Raw genomic sequence first — 16,944 nt, 5'->3', positions numbered from 1 at the left:
CGAATTCCTTCCAGGACTGGACGTTTCGGCTTCAGCTCAGGTATGTCGTGCGCAGTCCGCGCACCGGCCCCAATAGATGACCTCGGCCTCGTCGATGACGAACCCGTGGTCCTCGGACGCGGTCAGGCAGGGCGCATGCCCGACCGCACAGTCGACGTCGGCGATCGCTCCGCACGACCGGCAGACGATGTGGTGATGGTTGTCGCCGACCCGCGACTCGTACCGCGCCACCGACCCCAGCGGCTGGATCCGGCGGACCAGACCCGCCGCCGTCAGGGTCTGCAGCGAGTCGTACACCGCCTGGTGCGAGGTCTGCGGCAGTTCGTTGCGCACGGCACCGATAATCGAGTCCGTGTCCGCATGCGGATTCCCGTACACCGCCGCCAGCACCGCCACCCGCGGCCGCGTCACCCGCAGCGAGACCCCACGCAACAACCCCTGGAGCTCGTCCGCCGTCGGCATGCTCCGCAGTCTTCCGCGTTTTCTGGAATGAGTCAAGATTAGCTGCGGCGTTTCCTACCCAGGAAGCACCTCAGGGCTGGATGTTCTCGAGGTCCGCCAGCAGTTTCGGGTGCTCGGGCTGCCAGCCGAGAGTCTTGCGCGTGTACGCACTGGACGCCGGCTGATCGGCCGCGAAGATCGGGCCCAGTGCTCCGTACGTCTGCTCCGGCACGGACTGCACCGGCAGACCGAGACGCCGGCCGATGACGGCAGCGATGTCGCGTACGGCGTCACCCTCGTCGTCCACCGCGTGCCACGCCGTACCGGCCTCCGCGTTCTCCAGCACCAGCCGGAACAGCACGGCCGCATCCAGCGCATGTACGGCGGGCCAACGCTGCGTACCGTCCCCTGGATAGCCGGACACGCCCGACTGCCGCGCGATCTGCGTCAGCAACCCCGCGAACCCGCCATCGCCCTGGTTGTGAACGGTCCGCGGCATCCGCACCGCGGCACTCCGCACGCCCCGGGACGCCAACCCCAGAACCGCCATCACCGACCGCCCCCGACCTCCAACGGGCCCCTCGAGCGGCAGCGGATCCTCCTCGGTAGCCGCCCGGCCCGGCGCCCACGGCGTACCGGACACCGTCACCAACGGCCGGCCGCTCCCGGCCAACTCCTCCCCCAACGCCTGCAACGCCGCCCCCTCCTCGGCGACACCCGCGGCCAATGCCTCCGGACTGCTGAAATCGTTGCTGAAGGCAAGGTGAATCACGCCGTCAGCCTTCGCGGCACCGGCCCGTACGACGTCCAGATCGCCGAGCCCACCACGCACCGCCTCGGCGCCGGCCTCGCGCAACGCCGCCGCCGAACCCTCGGACCGCGCAAGTCCGACCACCTCATGCCCGTTCCCGAGCAACTCCCGAACCACGGCGGACCCGATCAGCCCGGTACCGCCGGTGACGAACACCTTCATAGGACACTCCTCCACGATGGGACCTTTGTCCCATCACGATAACACCGACGGGACAAAGGTCCCATCACCTACAATGCCCGCATGGCACGATGGCAACCCGGAGCCCGCGAACGACTGGTCCTCGCCGCGGTGGACCTGTTCGCCGAACACGGCTACGACGCCACCACCGTCGCCCAGATCGCCGACCGGGCCGGCGTTACCAAGAGCACCTTCTTCCGCCACTTCCCCGACAAACGAGAACTCCTGGTCGCCGGCCAGGACGCCCTCAGCACCCTCCTGGCCGAGGGCATATCCGAAGCCCCTGCGGACGCCACCCCACTGGAAGCAGTAGCCGCGGGCCTCGCCAAAGCCTCGGGATTCATGGGTCCCATGAACCGAGAACTGGCCCCCCGCCTCAAAGCAGCCATCGCCGCCAGCACGGAACTCCAAGAACGCGACGCCCTCAAATCCGTAGGCATGGCAAAAGCAATGTCAGACGCATTGGAATCCCGCGGATTCTCCACCTCAATAGCCCACCTGGCAGCCGAGTTGGGCGCACTGGCCTTCAAGAACGGCTACGCCACCTGGACGTCCACAGATGACGACTCAGGCCTCGCCCCACACGCGTTGGCAGCCCTCAACGACCTGAAGGCAGCAACAGCTCACCTTCGCTGAGAGAATGCTGAGCGTAATGAGATCAGCACACTGGGTGGTTTAGCGGCCCCTTTTGTGGTTCATCATGTATCGCGTGTCGAACATCCTTCTTCCCGGAAGCTCCCGAAGCGCGTACACCGATGCCGAGACGGTCGGCCCGGTCTCTCCCGACAGTTCGATCACGGTCACGCTCGTACTGCGTCGTCGTACCGAGCTGGACGAAGCTCTCGTCATCGGCCCCGAAACCGTGACCGCGGAAGAGTTCGCCCGACGGTTCGGTGCCCGCGACGACGACCTCGCCCGAGTGGGGGAAGTACTCACGGCAGCGGGGCTGACCGTCACCGGTACGCATGTCGGCGCCCGGCGGGTGACCGTCCGCGGCCCCGCGTCCGCAATGACGGAGGTGTTCGGCACCGAACTGTCAGTCGTACGCAGCCGAGACAGCGCCGTGGAGCTCCGCGTCCGGTCCGGCGCGGTCTCCGTACCCGCCGAACTCGACGGGATCGTCATCGCGGTGCTCGGTCTCGACGATCGCCCGCAGGCTCGCGCGCAGTTCCGGCTGCACGCGGCTCCGGCCGCCGCACACGCCTTCACGCCGGACCAGCTCGGGTCCCTCTACAACTTCCCGGCCAAGACCGACGGGACCGGACAGACCATCGCGATCATCGAGCTCGGCGGTGGGTTCCAGCCGGCCGAGCTCAGCACGTACTTCGCCGGCTTGAAGATCCCCGCGCCGCAGGTGAGCGCGGTCGAGGTCGACGGTGGCAAGAACGCCCCGACCGGCGATCCGGGCTCCGCCGACGGTGAGGTGCTGCTCGACATCGAGGTCGCCGGTGCGCTCGCCCCGGGCGCCCGGCAACTGGTCTACTTCGCGCCCAACACCGATCAAGGCTTCCTCGACGCGGTCACCACCGCGGTGCACGCCACCCCGACGCCGACCGTGGTCAGCATCAGCTGGGGACAGTCCGAGGACCAGTGGACGGCGCAGGCACGGACGGCGATGGACCAGGCGTTCGCGGACGCCGCGGCGCTCGGCGTCACCGTGTGCGCGGCCAGCGGCGACAACGGCAGTACGGACGGCCAGACCGACGGCGCACAGCACGTGGACTTCCCCGCCTCGAGCCCCCACGCTCTGGCCTGCGGCGGCACCCACCTCGAAGGTGTCCCGCCCACGATCACGTCCGAAACGGTATGGAACACGTCGGGCGGCGGCGCCACCGGCGGGGGCGTCAGCGACACGTTCCCGGTGCCGGCGTTCCAATCCGGTGCCGGCGTACCCACGTCGGCCGGTGGCGGTACCGGCCGATGTGTGCCCGATGTGGCGGGCAACGCCGATCCGGCGACCGGCTACGACGTTCTCGTCGACGGGCAGCGCATCGTGGTCGGAGGAACCAGCGCCGTCGCCCCGCTGTGGGCCGCGCTGCTGACCCGCCTCGCCCAGGGCACCGGGCGCAGCCTCGGCCTGGTACACACCCAGCTGTACCAGGGGGTCCGCGCGGGCGCCGTACAGCCAGGCTTCCACGACATCACCAGCGGCAACAACGGTGCCTACCGGGCAGCGCCGGGCTGGGACGCGTGTACGGGCCTGGGCACGCCCGACGGCGAAGCTCTTCTGACGGTACTGCAGACTCCGACGCACTAACGGGAAGGCGTTCCATGGCCGACGCCACGATCGACCACGTCATCGTGATGGTCCAGGAGAACCACACCACCGACAACTACTTCGCCTCGATGGCAGCGTTCGGTGCGAACGTCGCGACCGGGTGGCCGGCGAGTCCCAACCCACCCGCGTCCGACCAGCCGCACGACCGCAAGGCCTACTACCGCTGGCTGACGAAGAAGAGCACCGGCGCCCACGTCCAGTTCGACACCGTCAAGGACCTGCCCTTCTACGCGTGGCTCGCCGCGAACGGTGCCTTCATCGAGAACCACTGCGCCGGCTACGGCACCAACTCGACGCCGAACCATCTGCTCATCGTCGGCGGCCAGACGCCAACGCTGCGCAACCCGTCGCGCAGCGCGCCCAGTCCGGTCTGGGACATGCCATCGCTGCCGGGGCATGCCGGCGACCACGGACTGACCTGGAAGGCCTACACCGGCAGCAGCGGCTACCCGGTCGAGTTCTACCAGCAACTCAAGAGTTCTCCGAACATCGTCCGCTCGGCCGACATCATCACCGACGCGAAGGCGGGCAAGCTGCCGGCGCTGTCGATGGTGTGGCACGACGCGCCGCTCGACGAGCACCCACCGGCGAACGTGACCCAGGGCATGGACGCCGTCTGGCAGGTGGTCGACGCGGTGTGCGCGGCAGGCGCGTGGGACTCGACGGTCTTCCTGCTCACCTGGGACGACTGGGGCGGCTACGACGACCACGTACAAACCCCGAACGTCGAAACGACGCCGGACGGCATCCAACTGGCCTACGGTCCACGGGTGCCGCTACTGATGTTCGGCGGACGGGTCAAACCAGGCATCGACCACCGCTGGTCCTGGCACCCCAGCATCCCGAAGACCGCCCTGGACCTACTGGGCCTACCCGCACTAGGAGTCCCCAGAGTCGACAACGACAAGGGCCTGGCCGACCTGGTCAACCTTTCACCCGGTGCCACCCTCAGCCCACCCCCACCGAACCACGGCACCACCATCGTCCAGCCAACCCCTCCCACCCCCACACCGCCCCCGACCCAACCCCCTCCTCCACCGGTACCCGCCCCCACCCCGGTCGGCCCGATCCTCCTCCGCGACGGCAGTACGCTCCCCCCACCCAACGACGTCCCACTCCCCTGACAACCAGCCGCTCGGCCACTGGTAGCCATCGAAGGCGGCGCCCGCTCCAGCCCCTCCAAGAACGACCCTCCACCCAGCAAGTGCAGGTAACCCACCAACCCAGCCGCCGAGCGAGGAGAAGGCGCACGGGGTGCGGGTGGCGGAGCCTCCGCTCGCGGCAAGCGAAGCGCAGCGATGGCCACCCGCACTCGACCCAACCCGAGCACGTGACCGACACGCTCACCCCAACCCCAGCAGGTGACCGGCGCGCCCGCCCCAACCCCAGCAGGTGACCGGCGCGCCCGCCCCAACCCCAGCAGGCGACCTAAACGCCCAACCCAACCCAGGAGCCGAGCGAAGCGAAGGCCGCCGAGCGAAGCGAAGGCGCAGGGGGTGCGGGTGGCGGAGCCCCCGCCCGCGGCAAGCGAAGCGCAGCCGCACAACACGACGAAGGCGAGGCAGCCGACGCTTTCCGTCGGCACACCTCGCCCATCGCCTTCGTGGAGCTGAGGGGATTCGAACCCCTGGCCTCTTCGTTGCGAACGAAGCGCGCTACCAACTGCGCCACAGCCCCAGGCTTGTCCGCCGGGTTTCCCTGGCGACCGCGAAACTCTAACACGGAGAGGCCCGCGATCTAAAACCGGATATCAGTCGCCGACGGCGCGCTTCACCTCTGGCTCGACGTGCGGCTTGGGGGCCGGGGTTTCGGTGCCGGCGGGCTTGTCCGCGGGGTCGGTGGTGCGGGCGCTGGAGAACACCTCGTCGTCGGTGAGGGAGATGGTCCGGACCGTGCGGTCGGGGGCCTTCTCCTTCATCACGTACGTCGGCAGCGTCACCGGCACCGGGTCCCACAGGCCTTCCGCGGCCGGCTTGTCTTCCTTGGCGGCGGGCGCCGGGGCAGGGGTGGGTTCGGCGGGGAGCTTGACCTCGATGGTCATCTCCTCGTCGGGGGTCGGGGCGGGCTTGCCGGCGGGTCCGCGGTCGTGCTTGGCGCGGACCCGGGTACGGCGTTCCGCGGCGGCCGCGGCGCGGGCACGGGCCTGCCGCCGCAGCTGCACCCGGGTGAGTACGACGAATCCGGCGATCGTTGCCCCGGGCACCGCAACTGTCCACCACTGCAGGATCGTCAGGCCGGCGAGGGCGACGACGGACAGCAGCGAAAGCGTCAGGATCGACAGCACCCGCCGGCGGCGCATCGCGGCCACCCGGCGGGCTCGGTTCGGGATGTACTTCTTCGGCGGCGACGGGTCGTCGGCGGCGGTGGATCCGGCGGGGCGTACGACGTACCGGGGTCGCGACGGGTCGCGGGACAGCACCCGGGCTTCGTCGGACGACGGCACGACGGGCTTGCGCCGGGCTTCGTCACCGCGCTTCAGCCACATCGGGACGAGATAGGCGGCCCACGCGGCGACGATCGCCACATAGATCAGTCCTGTCGTCCCCATGCGACGACGCTAAGGTGCGGCGGGGGCCAGATGGGGTACGTGGCACGGTGTGTCGCAAGAAGACTCGTGTGACTGATGTGAATAGCACGCAGCGTAGTCAGGTCAGTCGCGCTACGAGACCGGGTCCGACCTCTTCGATGTTGAGGGCAAAGATCCGGTGGTCGCGCCAGTCGCCGTCGATGTGCAGGAACCGCGGCCGCTCGCCTTCGTACCGGAAGCCGAGCTTCTCGACCACCCGCAGACTTGCCTTGTTCTCCGGGCGGATCGCCACTTCGATCCTGTGCAGGCCGAGGGTGAACCAGCAGTGGTCGGCGGCCATCGCGACGGCGGTCGGCACGATGCCGCGGCCGGCGTACTGCTCGTCGACCCAGTAGCCGAGGTTCGCCCATCGCGCCGATCCGTAGGTGATTCCGGACACCGTGAGCTGTCCGACCAGCGGCCATTTCGCACGGGCGCCGGCGCCGGCGGCACCGCCGTACGTGATGACGAACGGGAGCATCCGTCCGAAGCGGGCCTGCCGGTTCCAGTCGCGGGCCATCGCGCGGAACGTCCGCGCGCCGTCCTCGGCGCCGGGTGGTTGGGTCGCGTCCCACGGCCGCAGCCAGCTGACGTTGCGCTGGCGGGCGGCGGCCCATTCGCTGCCGTCGCCGGTCCGCAACGGTCGTAGGCCGACCTGCCCGTGTTTCAGCTCCACGGGCCATTGCACGATCGCCATCAGTCGGTGTCCGTCCGCACGTGGTCGCCGCCGTGCACCTGCTCGACCGCATGCCGCAGCAGCGGTTCGAGCACGGCGAGACCGTCCTTCACACCACCCCGTGATCCGGGCAGGTTGACGATGACCGTACTCCCGGCGACGCCGGCCAGTCCGCGGGACAGTGCAGCCGTCGGCACGCCGTTCGCGATCCCGTACGCCCTGATGGCTTCCGCGATCCCGGGCACGAGCTTCGTCAGTACGGCGGCCGTCTGCTCGGGTGTCTCGTCGGTCGGCGAGATCCCCGTACCGCCAGTCGTCAGCACCACGTCGTACGCCGCCTCGACCGCGGCCCGCAGCGCCTCGCCGACGGGCGACCCGTCCGGCACCACGTCCGGACCGGCGACGTCGAAACCCCAGTCAGCCAGGCGTGCCGCGATCAGCGGACCGGTCGTGTCGGTGTAGACGCCGGCCGCGGCGCGGTTCGAGATGCTGAGGACGAGAGCTCTCACGGCCGCTCCCAATGCCCGGTCTTGCCGCCTTCCTTCAACTCCACCCGTACGTCGGACAGCACGGCCGCCGGGTCGAGCGCCTTCACCATGTCGATGACCGCGAGCCCCGCGACCGCGACCGCCGTCAGCGCCTCCATCTCGACGCCGGTCCGGTCGGTGGTCTTCACCTGCGCCCGGATCAGTACGGCGTCGTCGGCGACCTCCAGGTCGACCTTGGCGCCGGTGATCGCGATCGGATGGCACAACGGCACCAGGTCCGGGGTGCGCTTCGCGCCCATGATCCCGGCGATCCGGGCGACGCCGAGCGCGTCGCCCTTCGGCACGCCGTCACCGCGCAGCGCCGTCACCACCTCGGCGGAGACGAAAACCTTGCCGCTGGCAACGGCCCGCCGGGCACCAACGTCCTTCGCGGACACGTCCACCATCCGCGCCGCCCCGGTCTCGTCGACGTGGGTCAGCCGGCCGGGTCCCGGCGTACCTGAGCCAGCCGGGGTCGCACCCGGGTCGTGCGTCATCCAGTCTCCTCGTCCAGCACGGTCACTCGTCCAGCAGCATCAGCTCGACCTGGTCGCCGGCCCGGACGGACGTGACGTCCTCCGGTACGACGATCAGTGCGTTCGCCCGGCTCAACCCGCCCAGCAGGTGGGAGCCGTGCCCGCCGACTGTACTGGCCATCCAGCCCTCGTCGCCGGAGGTGGCCGCGGCGCGGACGAACTGCCGCCGCCCCGCCGGTGAGCTGAACCCGTCGAGCGTGACCCCCGGGACCAGCGTCCGCCGGTACGGCATCTGCCCCATCATCTTGCGCAGCGCGGGCCGGACGAAGACCTCGAACGAGATGTACGCCGAGACCGGGTTGCCGGGCAGCGTGAAGATCGGCACCTCGTCGTCGCCGATCACCCCGAAACCCTGCGGCTTCCCGGGCTGCATCGCGACCTGTGGGAAGTCCACGGTGCCGAGCTTGGACAGCTCCTCCTTGACGATGTCGTACGCCCCCATGCTGACGCCGCCGGTGGTGATCACCAGGTCGGCCCGCACGAGCTGGTCGGAGAGCGTGTCCATGATCCGCTTCGGGTCGTCGTCGACGATGCCGACCCGGTACGCCACCGCGCCGGCGTCCCGCGCGCACGCCGCCAGGGTGTAGCTGTTCGAGTCGTAGATCTGCCCGTCGCCCAGCCGGCCGCCCGGCTCGCGCAGCTCGGCCCCGGTCGAGATCACCACCACCCGCGGCCGCGGTCGCGCCTTCACCCGGGCCCGGCCGACCGCCGCCAGCACCGCGATCTGCCGCGGGCCGAGGACCGTGTCCCGGTCGAGCACCTGCGCCCCGGCCGTCACGTCCTCGCCGGCATACCGCACCGACCCGCCGACCGGCGGCTGCTGGGTGATCCGGACCGTGACGGTCCCGCCGTCGGTCCACTCGACCGGCACGACGCTGTCCGCGCCACGCGGCATCGGCGCGCCGGTCATGATCCGCACACAGGTCCCGGGGGTGACCACGATCGGCTCGCTGCGCCCGGCCCGGAACTCGCCGACGACCGGCAGGCTGATCGGGTTCTCGTCCGAGGCACCGGCCAGGTCCGCGGCCAGCACGGCATACCCGTCCATGGCCGAGTTGTCGAACCCCGGCAGGCTCACCCCCGAGACGATGTCCTCGCAGAGCATCAGCCCGACCGCGTCCATCAACGGCTGGTCGAACGCCGGCAGGGCCGTCACCCGTCCGAGTACGACCTCTAGATGCTCATCCACACTTCGTCTCACGAGCCCGACCTTAATCGACGGCTCGCGGGTTTCCGCCGATAGTTCCGGAGGAGTGCGTCAAGAAGTCCGGTCGGGTTCCGATTCGGGGTGTCCGCCCCACGTCATCCGCACGTCCGGGGCGTGTTCCTCGTTCGCGGCGCCGTCCGTACGGCGTACCTCGCGGAAGCCGTGCCGCTGGTAGAAGGCCTGGGCCCGCAGGTTGGTCTGGAACGTCCACAGCGCCAGCCCGCCCGGCCGGAGGTCCTTCGCCAGGTCGACCAGGACCGAGCCGATCCCCCGCCCGGCCGCCTCCGGGGCGACGTACAGCTGGTCGAGATCGTCGCCGTCGAGGGTGAGGACCGCGACGATCCGGTCCGCGTCGAGCGCCACCCAGGTCTCCCCATCCGGCAGCAGGACGTCGGCGAACCAGCCCGCGACCTGCTCCGCGGTGTGGATCGCCGGTGGCAGCTGGGAACCGTCGGCGTGCCGGGACCGCCACCAGACCGCGGCGGCCTCGGCGGTGTCGGACGGCTCCAGCGGACGGACCAGGAGGTCGTCGGTCAACGCAGCTCGGTTCCGTCCGGGATCACCCGGCGCTCGCCGGCCGGCGCGGTCACCTCGACGTCCCCGACCACCGCCACGTCCTTGCCGAAGGCAACATCACCACGGACCGCCAGCCGGTCGGCGGCGACCAGCGAGGGCGCCCCGGCCGGGAACCGGGCCTCGAAGTCGGCGAGGATCTTGTAGTACTCCGGGTCCAGGTCGACGTACGGCTCGTCGCCCTCGTGCTTCGTGGTCAGCTCGCCGGCCTCGTCCAGCTCGTAGACGTCGGAGCGCAGCACGAGCAGGTCGTTCGTGGTCTTCACCGGTTTGAACCGGCTGCGGTCCACGATCACCGCCTGCGAACCCTCGAAGGTCTCGATCGCGGTGCCCATCCCGGTCTCCAGCTGGATCACCTTGGGCGAGGTGGGGTCGGCCGGGTCGACGGTCTTGCGGTTCACCATGATCGGCAGCCCGAGGATGCCGTCGTGCCCGGCCATCAGCTCGGCCAGCCGGTCCAGGTCGATCCACAGGTTGTTGGTGTTGAACATCTTGTGCCGGCCGATGTCCTGGAAATACCGCGTGTCCGCGTCGGCGACCTGCGCACTGTCCCGCAGGATCAGCCGCCCGTCGGACTTCCGCACGGCGACGTGCCCGCCCTTGCGGTCCGACCGGGTCCGCCGGCAGACCTCCATCCCGAACGGTACGTCGTGCTCGGCCATCCAGGCCGCGATCCGCGGGTCCGGGGTGGCGCCGAGGTTGTCGGCGTTCGAGATGAACGCGTGCCGGAAGCCGTGGTCGCGGAGCGCGTCGAGGGTGCCGGAGGCAACCAACGCGGTGAACAGGTCGCCGTGGCCGGGCGGGCACCAGGCGAGCTCCGGGTCCGGGGCCCACTCGGCCGGCGTCAGGTCGTCGGCGAGCAGCTTCGGTTCCATGTTCTGCTGGAAGTCGAGCGGCAGGCCGTCGATCGCGAGCTCGTCGTACTCGCCGAGGATCCGCCGGGACTCGGTCGTGGTGCGGAACGAGTTCATCAGCACCAGCGGCAGCGGTACGTCGTACGCGCGCCGGGTCGCCAGGATCTGCCGGGCGATGATGTCGAGGAAGCTCAGCCCGTCCTTCACCGGCAGCGCGGACTTCGGGCCGGTGACGCCCATCGACGTACCGAGGCCGCCGTTGAGTTTGATCACCACGGTCTCGGCGAGCGCGGCGCGGAGCGCGTCCGGGTCGGTGTCCAGGTGGTCCAGGTGCGGCAGGTCGCCGACCGGCTCGATGTCGTCCTCGGGGATCTTGCCCTGGTGCCCGGATTCGAGCAGCCGGTAATAGTGCGTGAAGACGCGTATTGCAACGTCGGCAGCACCGGCCGCGCGCATCTTCGCCTGCGCTTGTCTGAGACCCACCTCACCCATGCACCAACCCTAGGGGACGGCCGGTAATCCCAGTGTTGCCCGCGTCACGCTCCTACGATCAGAAGGTGAACTTGGCGAAGGCCGTGGCGCGGCAGCAGTTCCTGGAGGCGCGGGGTGCCCGGCACCACGCGGAGGGACTGCTGGCGAGCGCCCAACAGGTGCTGGCGGACGTGTACCGGGTCGCTTTGTACGTGTCCATGGGTCCCGAGCCGCAGACCGGTGCGTTGATCGACTGGCTGCTCGCAACGGACCACGAGGTGCTACTGCCGATCCTGTACGCCGACAACGACCTGGGCTGGGGCGTTGCGCCCGGTGCGGCCGACCTGGTGCCCGGCCGGCTCGGTCTGTCGGAGCCCCCGATCGACCTGGGCTCCGACGCGATCGCCACCGCCGACCTGGTCATCTGCCCGGCCGTGGCGGTTGCGTACGACGGCGTACGACTGGGGCGCGGCGGCGGATCGTACGACCGAGCCCTGGCTCGTGTCCGTCCCGGTACGCCGGTCTGGGCCGCCGTGTACGACACCGAGGTCGTCGACACGCTCCCGTCCGACTCCCACGACCGCCCGGTGGACGCCGCACTCACACCTAATCGCTTGATCCCGCTGCGCCGATCGGTAGATGACTCATGCTGAACACGTACGTCGACAACGGTGTCATACCCGGGCTGATCAGCCTGGTGAGCCGTGGCGACCAGACCCACCCGGCTGTCCCTGGAGGCGCCCGCCGCCGACGTACTGCCTGAGCTTGCTGATCCCGTCGTACTGCGGGCACCGGACGCGCAGGTGGACGACACTGTTCTGGCCGTGCGTGCCATCACGGTGCAGGACCTGCTGACGTTCCGGCTGGGTCTGGGTGAGTCGGACAACCCGTCGCTGCGGCAGCGGGAGGAGGAGCTCGGCGTACGGACCTTCGGGCCGCCGATTCCACGGACGGGCCTGGAGCCGGACGAGTGGATGCGACGGCTCGGGACGTTGCCGTTGCAGTACCAGCCGGGTGAGCGGTGGCTGTACGCCACGGGCTCGCATCTGCTCGGCGTACTCGTCTCACGGGTCGCAGGGCAGCCGCTGGAGGAGTTCCTGCGCGAGCGGTTGTTCGAGCCGCTGGGGATGCGCGACACCGGATTCACCGCGTCGGACCCCGCTCGGCTCACCCACGGCGTACGTCGGGGAGGACGTGCTCGACACGGCCGCTGAGAGCCAGTGGCTGGCGCCGCCGTCGTTCCCGGACGCGGCCGGTGGGCTGATCTCGACGGTGGACGACTTCCACGCGTTCACCCGGATCCTGCAGAGCGGCGACCTGTTGTCGCGGGAGGCGGTCGCCGAGATGACCACAGACCAGCTCACACCGGAACAGCGAGCCGGCGCGGGCGACTTCCTCGGGCCGGACACCCGCTGGGGCTACGGGGTGTCCGTCGGCGACGACGGGCGCTACGGCTGGGCCGGTGGGCTCGGCACGCTCTGCTCCACCGCCGCTGACGGGACCATCTCGATCCTGCTGACGCAGCGGGCGCTCTGGACCTGGCCGGAGGAGCTGTTCGCCGAGGCCAGTGCGCCCGCCTGGTAGCTGCTAGCTGTCCGGCTTGGTGAAGGTCAGGGAGTGCTTGCGGGTCGCCTCGACCGCGCCCTTCGTGTAAGCCCACGGCAGGGTCTCGCCCTTGACCCACAGCTCCGTCTGGTCCGTGTAGTTGGACGAGTACGCGTGCCCTGAGATACCGGTCAGGTTGATCCAGCGGGACTTGTCGAAGTCCGACAGGTCGACGACCATCCGCATCGACGGCGCCGACGTCACGTCGTACCCCTCGGAGGCGTCCCAGGAGGTGGCGTCGACGATCGACGTACCGCCGCCGAGCTCATACGGACCGCGGTTGAAGATCTTCTCCACCACACCGATGCCGGACTTGCCCAGCGCCTGGTTGGTCAGCGTGAGCTTGTGCAGCCGGCCCCACTGCCAGTTGGCGGGCTCACGCGCCATCTTCTGAGTGATCTCGGTACGGGCGTTCACCAGCGCCTCACGGAGGATGTCGTCGCGGCTTTCGCGCTGTGGCGTCCTGATGTCGTCCCACCAGCCACTGTTCGGCTGGCCGAGCAGCGTGTGGATCACCTCGAACCAACGCGAGCCGCCGTCCGGCCAAGTGCCCTCGGGGAGCTGGTCGTGGAAGGTCAGGGCGAGCAGGTTGCGCCAGACGACGTTGAAGTACGCCGCGGCCGCGGAGTCCGGCGGCTGGGTGAAGTCCCAGTTCCGCAGGGTGTCCTGGCCCTGCCGGTCGAACGCGTCGTTGATGCTGATCCGCAGCAGGTACGGCACCAGCATCTCCGCGGCCTTGTTCTTGGTGTCCAGCTGGATCGACGCCATCGCGTTCACGTCCAGCTTCCCGGCAGCCTTGATCCGGTCCAGGATCTCCTGCGCGCGGTACCCGTAGTCCCAGGTGTTGGTCAGGTAGTACGGGTACGTGTTCGGCACCACGGCCTGATTGGCGGTGACGATGATCCCGCTGGGCGGATCGAGCTCGGTCGGCATCGCGTCGAAGGGTATGTAGCCCTTCCAGTAGTACCTCGGGTCCCAGCCGGGCACCGGCCAGTCGCCGCGGCCGACCGAGCGGATCGGCACCAGCCCGGGCGCCTGGTAGCCGATGTGGCCGTCGGTGTCGGCGTACACCAGGTTCTGCGAGGGCACCTGGAACTGCGCCGCGGCGGCCCGGAACTGGGTCCAGTTCTGCGCGGTGTTGATCGCGAACAGCGCGTCGGCGGTCTTGCCCGGGTTCAGCGCGGTCCACTGCAGGGCGACGCCGTACGCCTTCGGGTACTTCACCTGCGACGCGGAGATCTCGCCGACCTTCTGCTCGTCCTCGCCGACGTCGGAGATCAACGGGCCGTGCCGGGTCTCGCGGACGGTGATCTTCACCGGCTTGTCCTCGCCCGCGACCTTGAACGTCTCCTCGCGGGTGGCCATCGCGCGCCACTTGTTGTTGTAGAGGACGTTGTTGCCGTCGATGCGCTCCAGGTAGAGGTCCTGGACGTCGGGGTCGAGGTTGGTGAAGCCCCAGGAGATCGCGTTGTTGTGGCCGATCACCACACCGGGCAGGCCGGAGAAGCTGAAGCCGGACACGTCGAACGGGCAGGCCTTACCGACGTTGTTGCAGTGCAGGCCGACCTGAGTCCAGATGCCCGGCATGGTGGCGCCCAGGTGCGGGTCGTTCGCCAGCAACGGCTTGCCGGTGGTGGTGTGGTCGCCGGACACCACCCAGGAGTTCGAGCCGACACCATCGCCCTGGCCGAGCAACTGCGGCAGGCCCTTGGCGACGCTCTGCACCGAGTCCAGCGACTTGAGCAGGTCCTGGGTGAGCATGCTCCGGCGCACTTCGGTGCTGACCGGGTTGGCGGTGAACTTCCCGTCCTTGCCGACCGAGCCGGCCGACATGATCGGCTGATTCCGGTCGTACGGGTACTGCGGGTACAGGCTCTCGATGTTGCGCGCCGGGAACGCCGCCAGCAGCTTGGTGCGGGTGATCTCCTCGTCCAGGTTGCCGCCGAGGTCCCAGGCCATCGCCTTCAGCCAGGCGAGCGAGTCGGCCGCGGTCCACGGCTCCGGCCGGTAGTTCTTCGGGCCGCCGGGCTGCAGCGAGAGGACGCCGTACTCCAGGCTGAGGCCGGAGCCGCTGTGCGTGGAGAGGTAGGCGTTCACGCCGCGCGCGTAGTCGTCGAGGTACTGCCGGGTGCTCGGGCTCAGCAGCGGCAGCTCCTTCTCCGCGGTCCGCCGCCAGCCGAGGGTCCGGACGAACTTGTCGGTCTCGAGCGCCGTCTTGCCGAACAGCTCGCTCAGCCGGCCCGCCGTCACGTGCCGGCGGAAGTCCATCTCGAAGAACCGGTCCTGCGCCGCGACGTACCCCTGTGCGGCGAACAGGTCCGCCGGGGTGTCGGCGTAGATCTGCGGGATGCCGTTGGCGTCCCGGACCACGTTCACGTCACCGTCGAGCCCCTCCAGGTCGATCGTTCCTTCGTACGTCGGGAACGAGTGGCGGACGACGTAGACGGCGGTACCGGCGATCACCAGGAGGACCGTGGCGAGGGCGATTCCGCTGATGATGACGACTCGAAGCAGGCGACGCACGGACCAACCGTAGAGAATCCGGCCGCCCTCCCCAAATGGGGTCCCTCACAACTTTGCGTTGCTCTGCGTTCCCTCGACATGAACGCAGAGTTGAGGTATGAGGGCGTACCGGGTTCCTACCTGGACCGGATCCGCCGCAACCGCCACGACGACTTCGGAAACGCCGTCGTTTCCCGGACCTCCGAAGGCGGCGAGCCGCTCCGCTGCTGCCTGACCATCGCAGGCGCGGGCGAGCGGATCGCACTGGTCGCGCACCGGCCGATGGAGGCCGGCGGCCCGTACGCCGAGATCGGGCCGGTCTTCGTCCATCTGACAGACTGCCCAGCGCCTGGTGCAGGCTTCCCGGTCGACTTCCGGGAGCGGCGCGCGGTCCTGCGGCCGTACGACGGCGATGGCCAGATGCTGGACGGTGTCGTCGCGGAGGCTGGGACGAGCGAAAAGGAGCTCACGCGACTGTTCGAGGACCCGGCCGTGGACACCGTTCAGGTGCGGAACGTGGTGGCCGGTTGCTGGAACTTCACGGTGCGCCGACAGGGCTGAGTTGGAATACTTCGGGCCGCTGGCGCATTATTAGCAGTCGGGTAGTAGGAGTGCCAGCGGCTTGAAGGGAACCGACCGTGCCGACGTACCAGTACCAGTGCACCGACTGTGGCGAAGCGCTCGAGGTGCGCCAGAGCTTCACGGACGACGCGCTGACCGTGTGCCCGAACTGCCAGGGAAACCTGCGCAAGGTCTTCAACGCCGTGGGCGTGGTGTTCAAGGGCTCCGGGTTCTACCGCACCGACAGCCGGTCCTCCGGCAAGGGCTCGGTGCCGGCGAAGTCCGACTCGTCCTCTTCGGGCAGCTCGAAGTCCGACTCGTCGTCCGCCGGCTCGTCGAGCTCGTCCGGTACGTCGGGGTCGTCGACGTCCTCCTCGTCCGCCGGCTCGTCGTCGAGCGGCTCGTCCTCCTCGGGGACCAGCGCGGCCTGACCGCCGCCTGTGGATAACTGAACGGCGGGTGCCGGCGAAACTCGTACCTTCTCGGGCATGAATTTCTCCTCGCTGTTCCGAGACCTGCTCCGCGCCGCCCGGTGGCACCGTCGGCTACTGGCCGGCGCCACCGCGGCAGCCGCCGTGTACTTCGGACTCCTCGCCCTCTCCCCCGCGCCACCGCCGACGGTCAAGGTGCTCGCCGCCGCACGCGACCTCACCGGGGGCGCTCCGCCGACACGGGCCGACGTACGGACCGTCGAGCTCCCTCCGGGAGCCGTGCCCGCCGGCGCGCTCAGACCTGGCAGTGAGCTGACCACCCGGGTGCTCAGCGGTCCGGTCAGAGCCGGCGAGCCGCTCACGGACGTCCGCTTCCTGGCGCCACCGGCCGTGCCGTCGGGATCGGTCGCCTATCCGTTCCACGTCGACGATGCCGACATCACGGCGCTACTTCGCGTCGGCGACCGGGTGAACCTGTACGCCGCCGGCGGTACGAACGCCGACGCCGCGACGCTGCTCGCCCGTTCGGTCGTCGTGGTCGCCCTGCCCGCGCCACGATCGGGTGCGTCGGGGGCGCTGGTCGTGGTCGCGACCGCGCCGGACGTCGCGACCCGACTGGCCCAGGCCAGTACGAACTCCCGCATCAGTGTGGCGCTCGCGCCGGACACCGGGTGATCACGGTGTGAGTTCGCTGCGGCACGATGCGTCGCCGTGCGGCGCGGTCC

At 69.6% G+C, this 16,944-nt stretch carries 17 protein-coding genes, 1 tRNA gene and 1 pseudogene; 8 read left to right on the top strand and 11 right to left on the bottom strand.

Annotated features, from left to right (window positions below; all coding sequences use genetic code 11):
* Nucleotides 1–36: 36 nt before the first annotated feature.
* Both ACQHIV_RS38290 and ACQHIV_RS38285 read right to left on the bottom strand, forming a co-directional pair.
* Nucleotides 37–462: a Fur family transcriptional regulator gene (locus tag ACQHIV_RS38290; protein ID WP_427889222.1), complete on the bottom strand. Its 426-nt coding sequence runs from the start codon at nucleotides 460–462 to the stop codon at nucleotides 37–39.
* Between the two features lie 70 nt (nucleotides 463–532).
* Nucleotides 533–1,414, bottom strand: coding sequence for an SDR family oxidoreductase (locus ACQHIV_RS38285; RefSeq protein ID WP_427889221.1), 882 nt, complete (start codon nucleotides 1,412–1,414; stop codon nucleotides 533–535).
* Between the two features lie 81 nt (nucleotides 1,415–1,495).
* On the opposite strand from ACQHIV_RS38285, the gene ACQHIV_RS38280 reads away from it, so the two are divergent.
* From ACQHIV_RS38280 to ACQHIV_RS38270, 3 genes are all read left to right on the top strand, one after another.
* The gene (locus ACQHIV_RS38280; protein ID WP_427889220.1) at nucleotides 1,496–2,068 is read left to right on the top strand and encodes a TetR/AcrR family transcriptional regulator; all 573 of its coding nucleotides are present in this window, start codon (nucleotides 1,496–1,498) and stop codon (nucleotides 2,066–2,068) included.
* Nucleotides 2,069–2,141: 73 nt separating this feature from the next.
* Nucleotides 2,142–3,689: a S53 family peptidase gene (locus tag ACQHIV_RS38275; RefSeq protein WP_427889219.1), complete on the top strand. Its 1,548-nt coding sequence runs from the start codon at nucleotides 2,142–2,144 to the stop codon at nucleotides 3,687–3,689.
* Nucleotides 3,690–3,703: 14 nt separating this feature from the next.
* Nucleotides 3,704–4,834 (top strand): alkaline phosphatase family protein, encoded by a 1,131-nt coding sequence (locus ACQHIV_RS38270; RefSeq protein WP_427889218.1) that lies wholly within the window; start codon nucleotides 3,704–3,706, stop codon nucleotides 4,832–4,834.
* Nucleotides 4,835–5,314: 480 nt separating this feature from the next.
* On the opposite strand, the gene ACQHIV_RS38265 is transcribed toward ACQHIV_RS38270, so the two are convergent.
* The 8 genes from ACQHIV_RS38265 to ACQHIV_RS38230 all read right to left on the bottom strand — a co-directional run bounded on the left by ACQHIV_RS38265 (nucleotide 5,315) and on the right by ACQHIV_RS38230 (nucleotide 11,141).
* Nucleotides 5,315–5,387, bottom strand: a tRNA-Ala gene (locus ACQHIV_RS38265).
* 73 nt (nucleotides 5,388–5,460) lie between these two features.
* Nucleotides 5,461–6,258 carry a divisome protein SepX/GlpR gene (gene sepX, locus ACQHIV_RS38260; RefSeq protein ID WP_427889217.1) on the bottom strand — a complete coding sequence of 266 codons (798 nt, stop codon included), beginning with the start codon at nucleotides 6,256–6,258 and terminating at the stop codon, nucleotides 5,461–5,463.
* 97 nt (nucleotides 6,259–6,355) lie between these two features.
* Nucleotides 6,356–6,973 carry a GNAT family N-acetyltransferase gene (locus ACQHIV_RS38255; protein ID WP_380201125.1) on the bottom strand — a complete coding sequence of 206 codons (618 nt, stop codon included), beginning with the start codon at nucleotides 6,971–6,973 and terminating at the stop codon, nucleotides 6,356–6,358.
* On the bottom strand, nucleotides 6,973–7,461 hold the full coding sequence (locus ACQHIV_RS38250; protein ID WP_427889216.1) for a MogA/MoaB family molybdenum cofactor biosynthesis protein: 489 nt from the start codon (nucleotides 7,459–7,461) through the stop codon (nucleotides 6,973–6,975). Before ACQHIV_RS38250 ends, ACQHIV_RS38255 begins: the two co-directional genes overlap by 1 nt.
* On the bottom strand, nucleotides 7,458–7,976 hold the full coding sequence (gene moaC / locus ACQHIV_RS38245) for a cyclic pyranopterin monophosphate synthase MoaC (protein WP_427889215.1): 519 nt from the start codon (nucleotides 7,974–7,976) through the stop codon (nucleotides 7,458–7,460). Before moaC ends, ACQHIV_RS38250 begins: the two co-directional genes overlap by 4 nt.
* A 22-nt stretch (nucleotides 7,977–7,998) precedes the next feature.
* On the bottom strand, nucleotides 7,999–9,216 hold the full coding sequence (gene glp / locus ACQHIV_RS38240) for a gephyrin-like molybdotransferase Glp (protein WP_427889214.1): 1,218 nt from the start codon (nucleotides 9,214–9,216) through the stop codon (nucleotides 7,999–8,001).
* A 57-nt stretch (nucleotides 9,217–9,273) separates the two neighbouring features.
* Nucleotides 9,274–9,759: an N-acetyltransferase family protein gene (locus tag ACQHIV_RS38235; RefSeq protein ID WP_427889213.1), complete on the bottom strand. Its 486-nt coding sequence runs from the start codon at nucleotides 9,757–9,759 to the stop codon at nucleotides 9,274–9,276.
* Nucleotides 9,756–11,141 carry a UTP--glucose-1-phosphate uridylyltransferase gene (locus ACQHIV_RS38230; protein ID WP_427889212.1) on the bottom strand — a complete coding sequence of 462 codons (1,386 nt, stop codon included), beginning with the start codon at nucleotides 11,139–11,141 and terminating at the stop codon, nucleotides 9,756–9,758. The genes ACQHIV_RS38235 and ACQHIV_RS38230 overlap by 4 nt, the downstream gene beginning before the upstream one ends.
* 65 nt (nucleotides 11,142–11,206) lie before the next feature.
* Here ACQHIV_RS38230 and ACQHIV_RS38225 point away from each other — a divergent pair, with 65 nt between their 5' ends.
* Together ACQHIV_RS38225 and ACQHIV_RS38220 are read left to right on the top strand one after the other, a co-directional pair.
* On the top strand, nucleotides 11,207–11,773 hold the full coding sequence (locus tag ACQHIV_RS38225) for a 5-formyltetrahydrofolate cyclo-ligase (RefSeq protein WP_427889211.1): 567 nt from the start codon (nucleotides 11,207–11,209) through the stop codon (nucleotides 11,771–11,773).
* Between the two features lie 51 nt (nucleotides 11,774–11,824).
* Nucleotides 11,825–12,704, top strand: a pseudogene (locus tag ACQHIV_RS38220) (serine hydrolase domain-containing protein).
* A gap of 3 nt (nucleotides 12,705–12,707) precedes the next feature.
* On the opposite strand, the gene ACQHIV_RS38215 reads toward ACQHIV_RS38220, so the two are convergent.
* Nucleotides 12,708–15,248 carry a penicillin acylase family protein gene (locus ACQHIV_RS38215; RefSeq protein WP_427889210.1) on the bottom strand — a complete coding sequence of 847 codons (2,541 nt, stop codon included), beginning with the start codon at nucleotides 15,246–15,248 and terminating at the stop codon, nucleotides 12,708–12,710.
* A gap of 78 nt (nucleotides 15,249–15,326) precedes the next feature.
* Between ACQHIV_RS38215 and ACQHIV_RS38210 the strand changes: the two genes are divergently transcribed.
* The 3 genes from ACQHIV_RS38210 (at nucleotide 15,327) to ACQHIV_RS38200 (ending at nucleotide 16,894) form a co-directional block, all read left to right on the top strand.
* Complete coding sequence (locus ACQHIV_RS38210) at nucleotides 15,327–15,788, top strand: DUF1203 domain-containing protein (protein WP_427889209.1); 462 nt, start codon at nucleotides 15,327–15,329, stop codon at nucleotides 15,786–15,788.
* Nucleotides 15,789–15,865: 77 nt separating this feature from the next.
* A complete protein-coding gene (locus ACQHIV_RS38205) occupies nucleotides 15,866–16,219 on the top strand; it encodes an FmdB family zinc ribbon protein (protein WP_427889208.1) in 354 nt (117 codons plus the stop codon).
* Nucleotides 16,220–16,276: 57 nt separating this feature from the next.
* A complete protein-coding gene (locus ACQHIV_RS38200) occupies nucleotides 16,277–16,894 on the top strand; it encodes an SAF domain-containing protein (RefSeq protein WP_427889207.1) in 618 nt (205 codons plus the stop codon).
* Nucleotides 16,895–16,944 lie beyond the last annotated feature (50 nt).

It is taken from the genome of Kribbella polygonati (assembly GCF_050320105.1).
GTDB lineage: Bacteria > Actinomycetota > Actinomycetes > Propionibacteriales > Kribbellaceae > Kribbella.
Note: the sequence above shows the minus strand (reverse complement) of the source record. Positions and strands in the feature narration are given on the sequence as shown.

Excerpts from the sequence above, each read along its gene's own strand:
- ACQHIV_RS38290 (WP_427889222.1), bottom strand. The coding sequence starts at position 462 with ATGCCGACGGCGGACGAGCTCCAGGGGTTGTTGCGTGGGGTCTCGCTG.
- ACQHIV_RS38285 (WP_427889221.1), bottom strand. The coding sequence starts at position 1,414 with ATGAAGGTGTTCGTCACCGGCGGTACCGGGCTGATCGGGTCCGCCGTG.
- ACQHIV_RS38280 (WP_427889220.1), top strand. The coding sequence starts at position 1,496 with ATGGCACGATGGCAACCCGGAGCCCGCGAACGACTGGTCCTCGCCGCG.
- ACQHIV_RS38270 (WP_427889218.1), top strand. The coding sequence starts at position 3,704 with ATGGCCGACGCCACGATCGACCACGTCATCGTGATGGTCCAGGAGAAC.
- sepX (WP_427889217.1), bottom strand. The coding sequence starts at position 6,258 with ATGGGGACGACAGGACTGATCTATGTGGCGATCGTCGCCGCGTGGGCC.
- ACQHIV_RS38255 (WP_380201125.1), bottom strand. The coding sequence starts at position 6,973 with ATGGCGATCGTGCAATGGCCCGTGGAGCTGAAACACGGGCAGGTCGGC.
- moaC (WP_427889215.1), bottom strand. The coding sequence starts at position 7,976 with ATGACGCACGACCCGGGTGCGACCCCGGCTGGCTCAGGTACGCCGGGA.
- ACQHIV_RS38230 (WP_427889212.1), bottom strand. The coding sequence starts at position 11,141 with ATGGGTGAGGTGGGTCTCAGACAAGCGCAGGCGAAGATGCGCGCGGCC.
- ACQHIV_RS38210 (WP_427889209.1), top strand. The coding sequence starts at position 15,327 with ATGAACGCAGAGTTGAGGTATGAGGGCGTACCGGGTTCCTACCTGGAC.
- ACQHIV_RS38200 (WP_427889207.1), top strand. The coding sequence starts at position 16,277 with ATGAATTTCTCCTCGCTGTTCCGAGACCTGCTCCGCGCCGCCCGGTGG.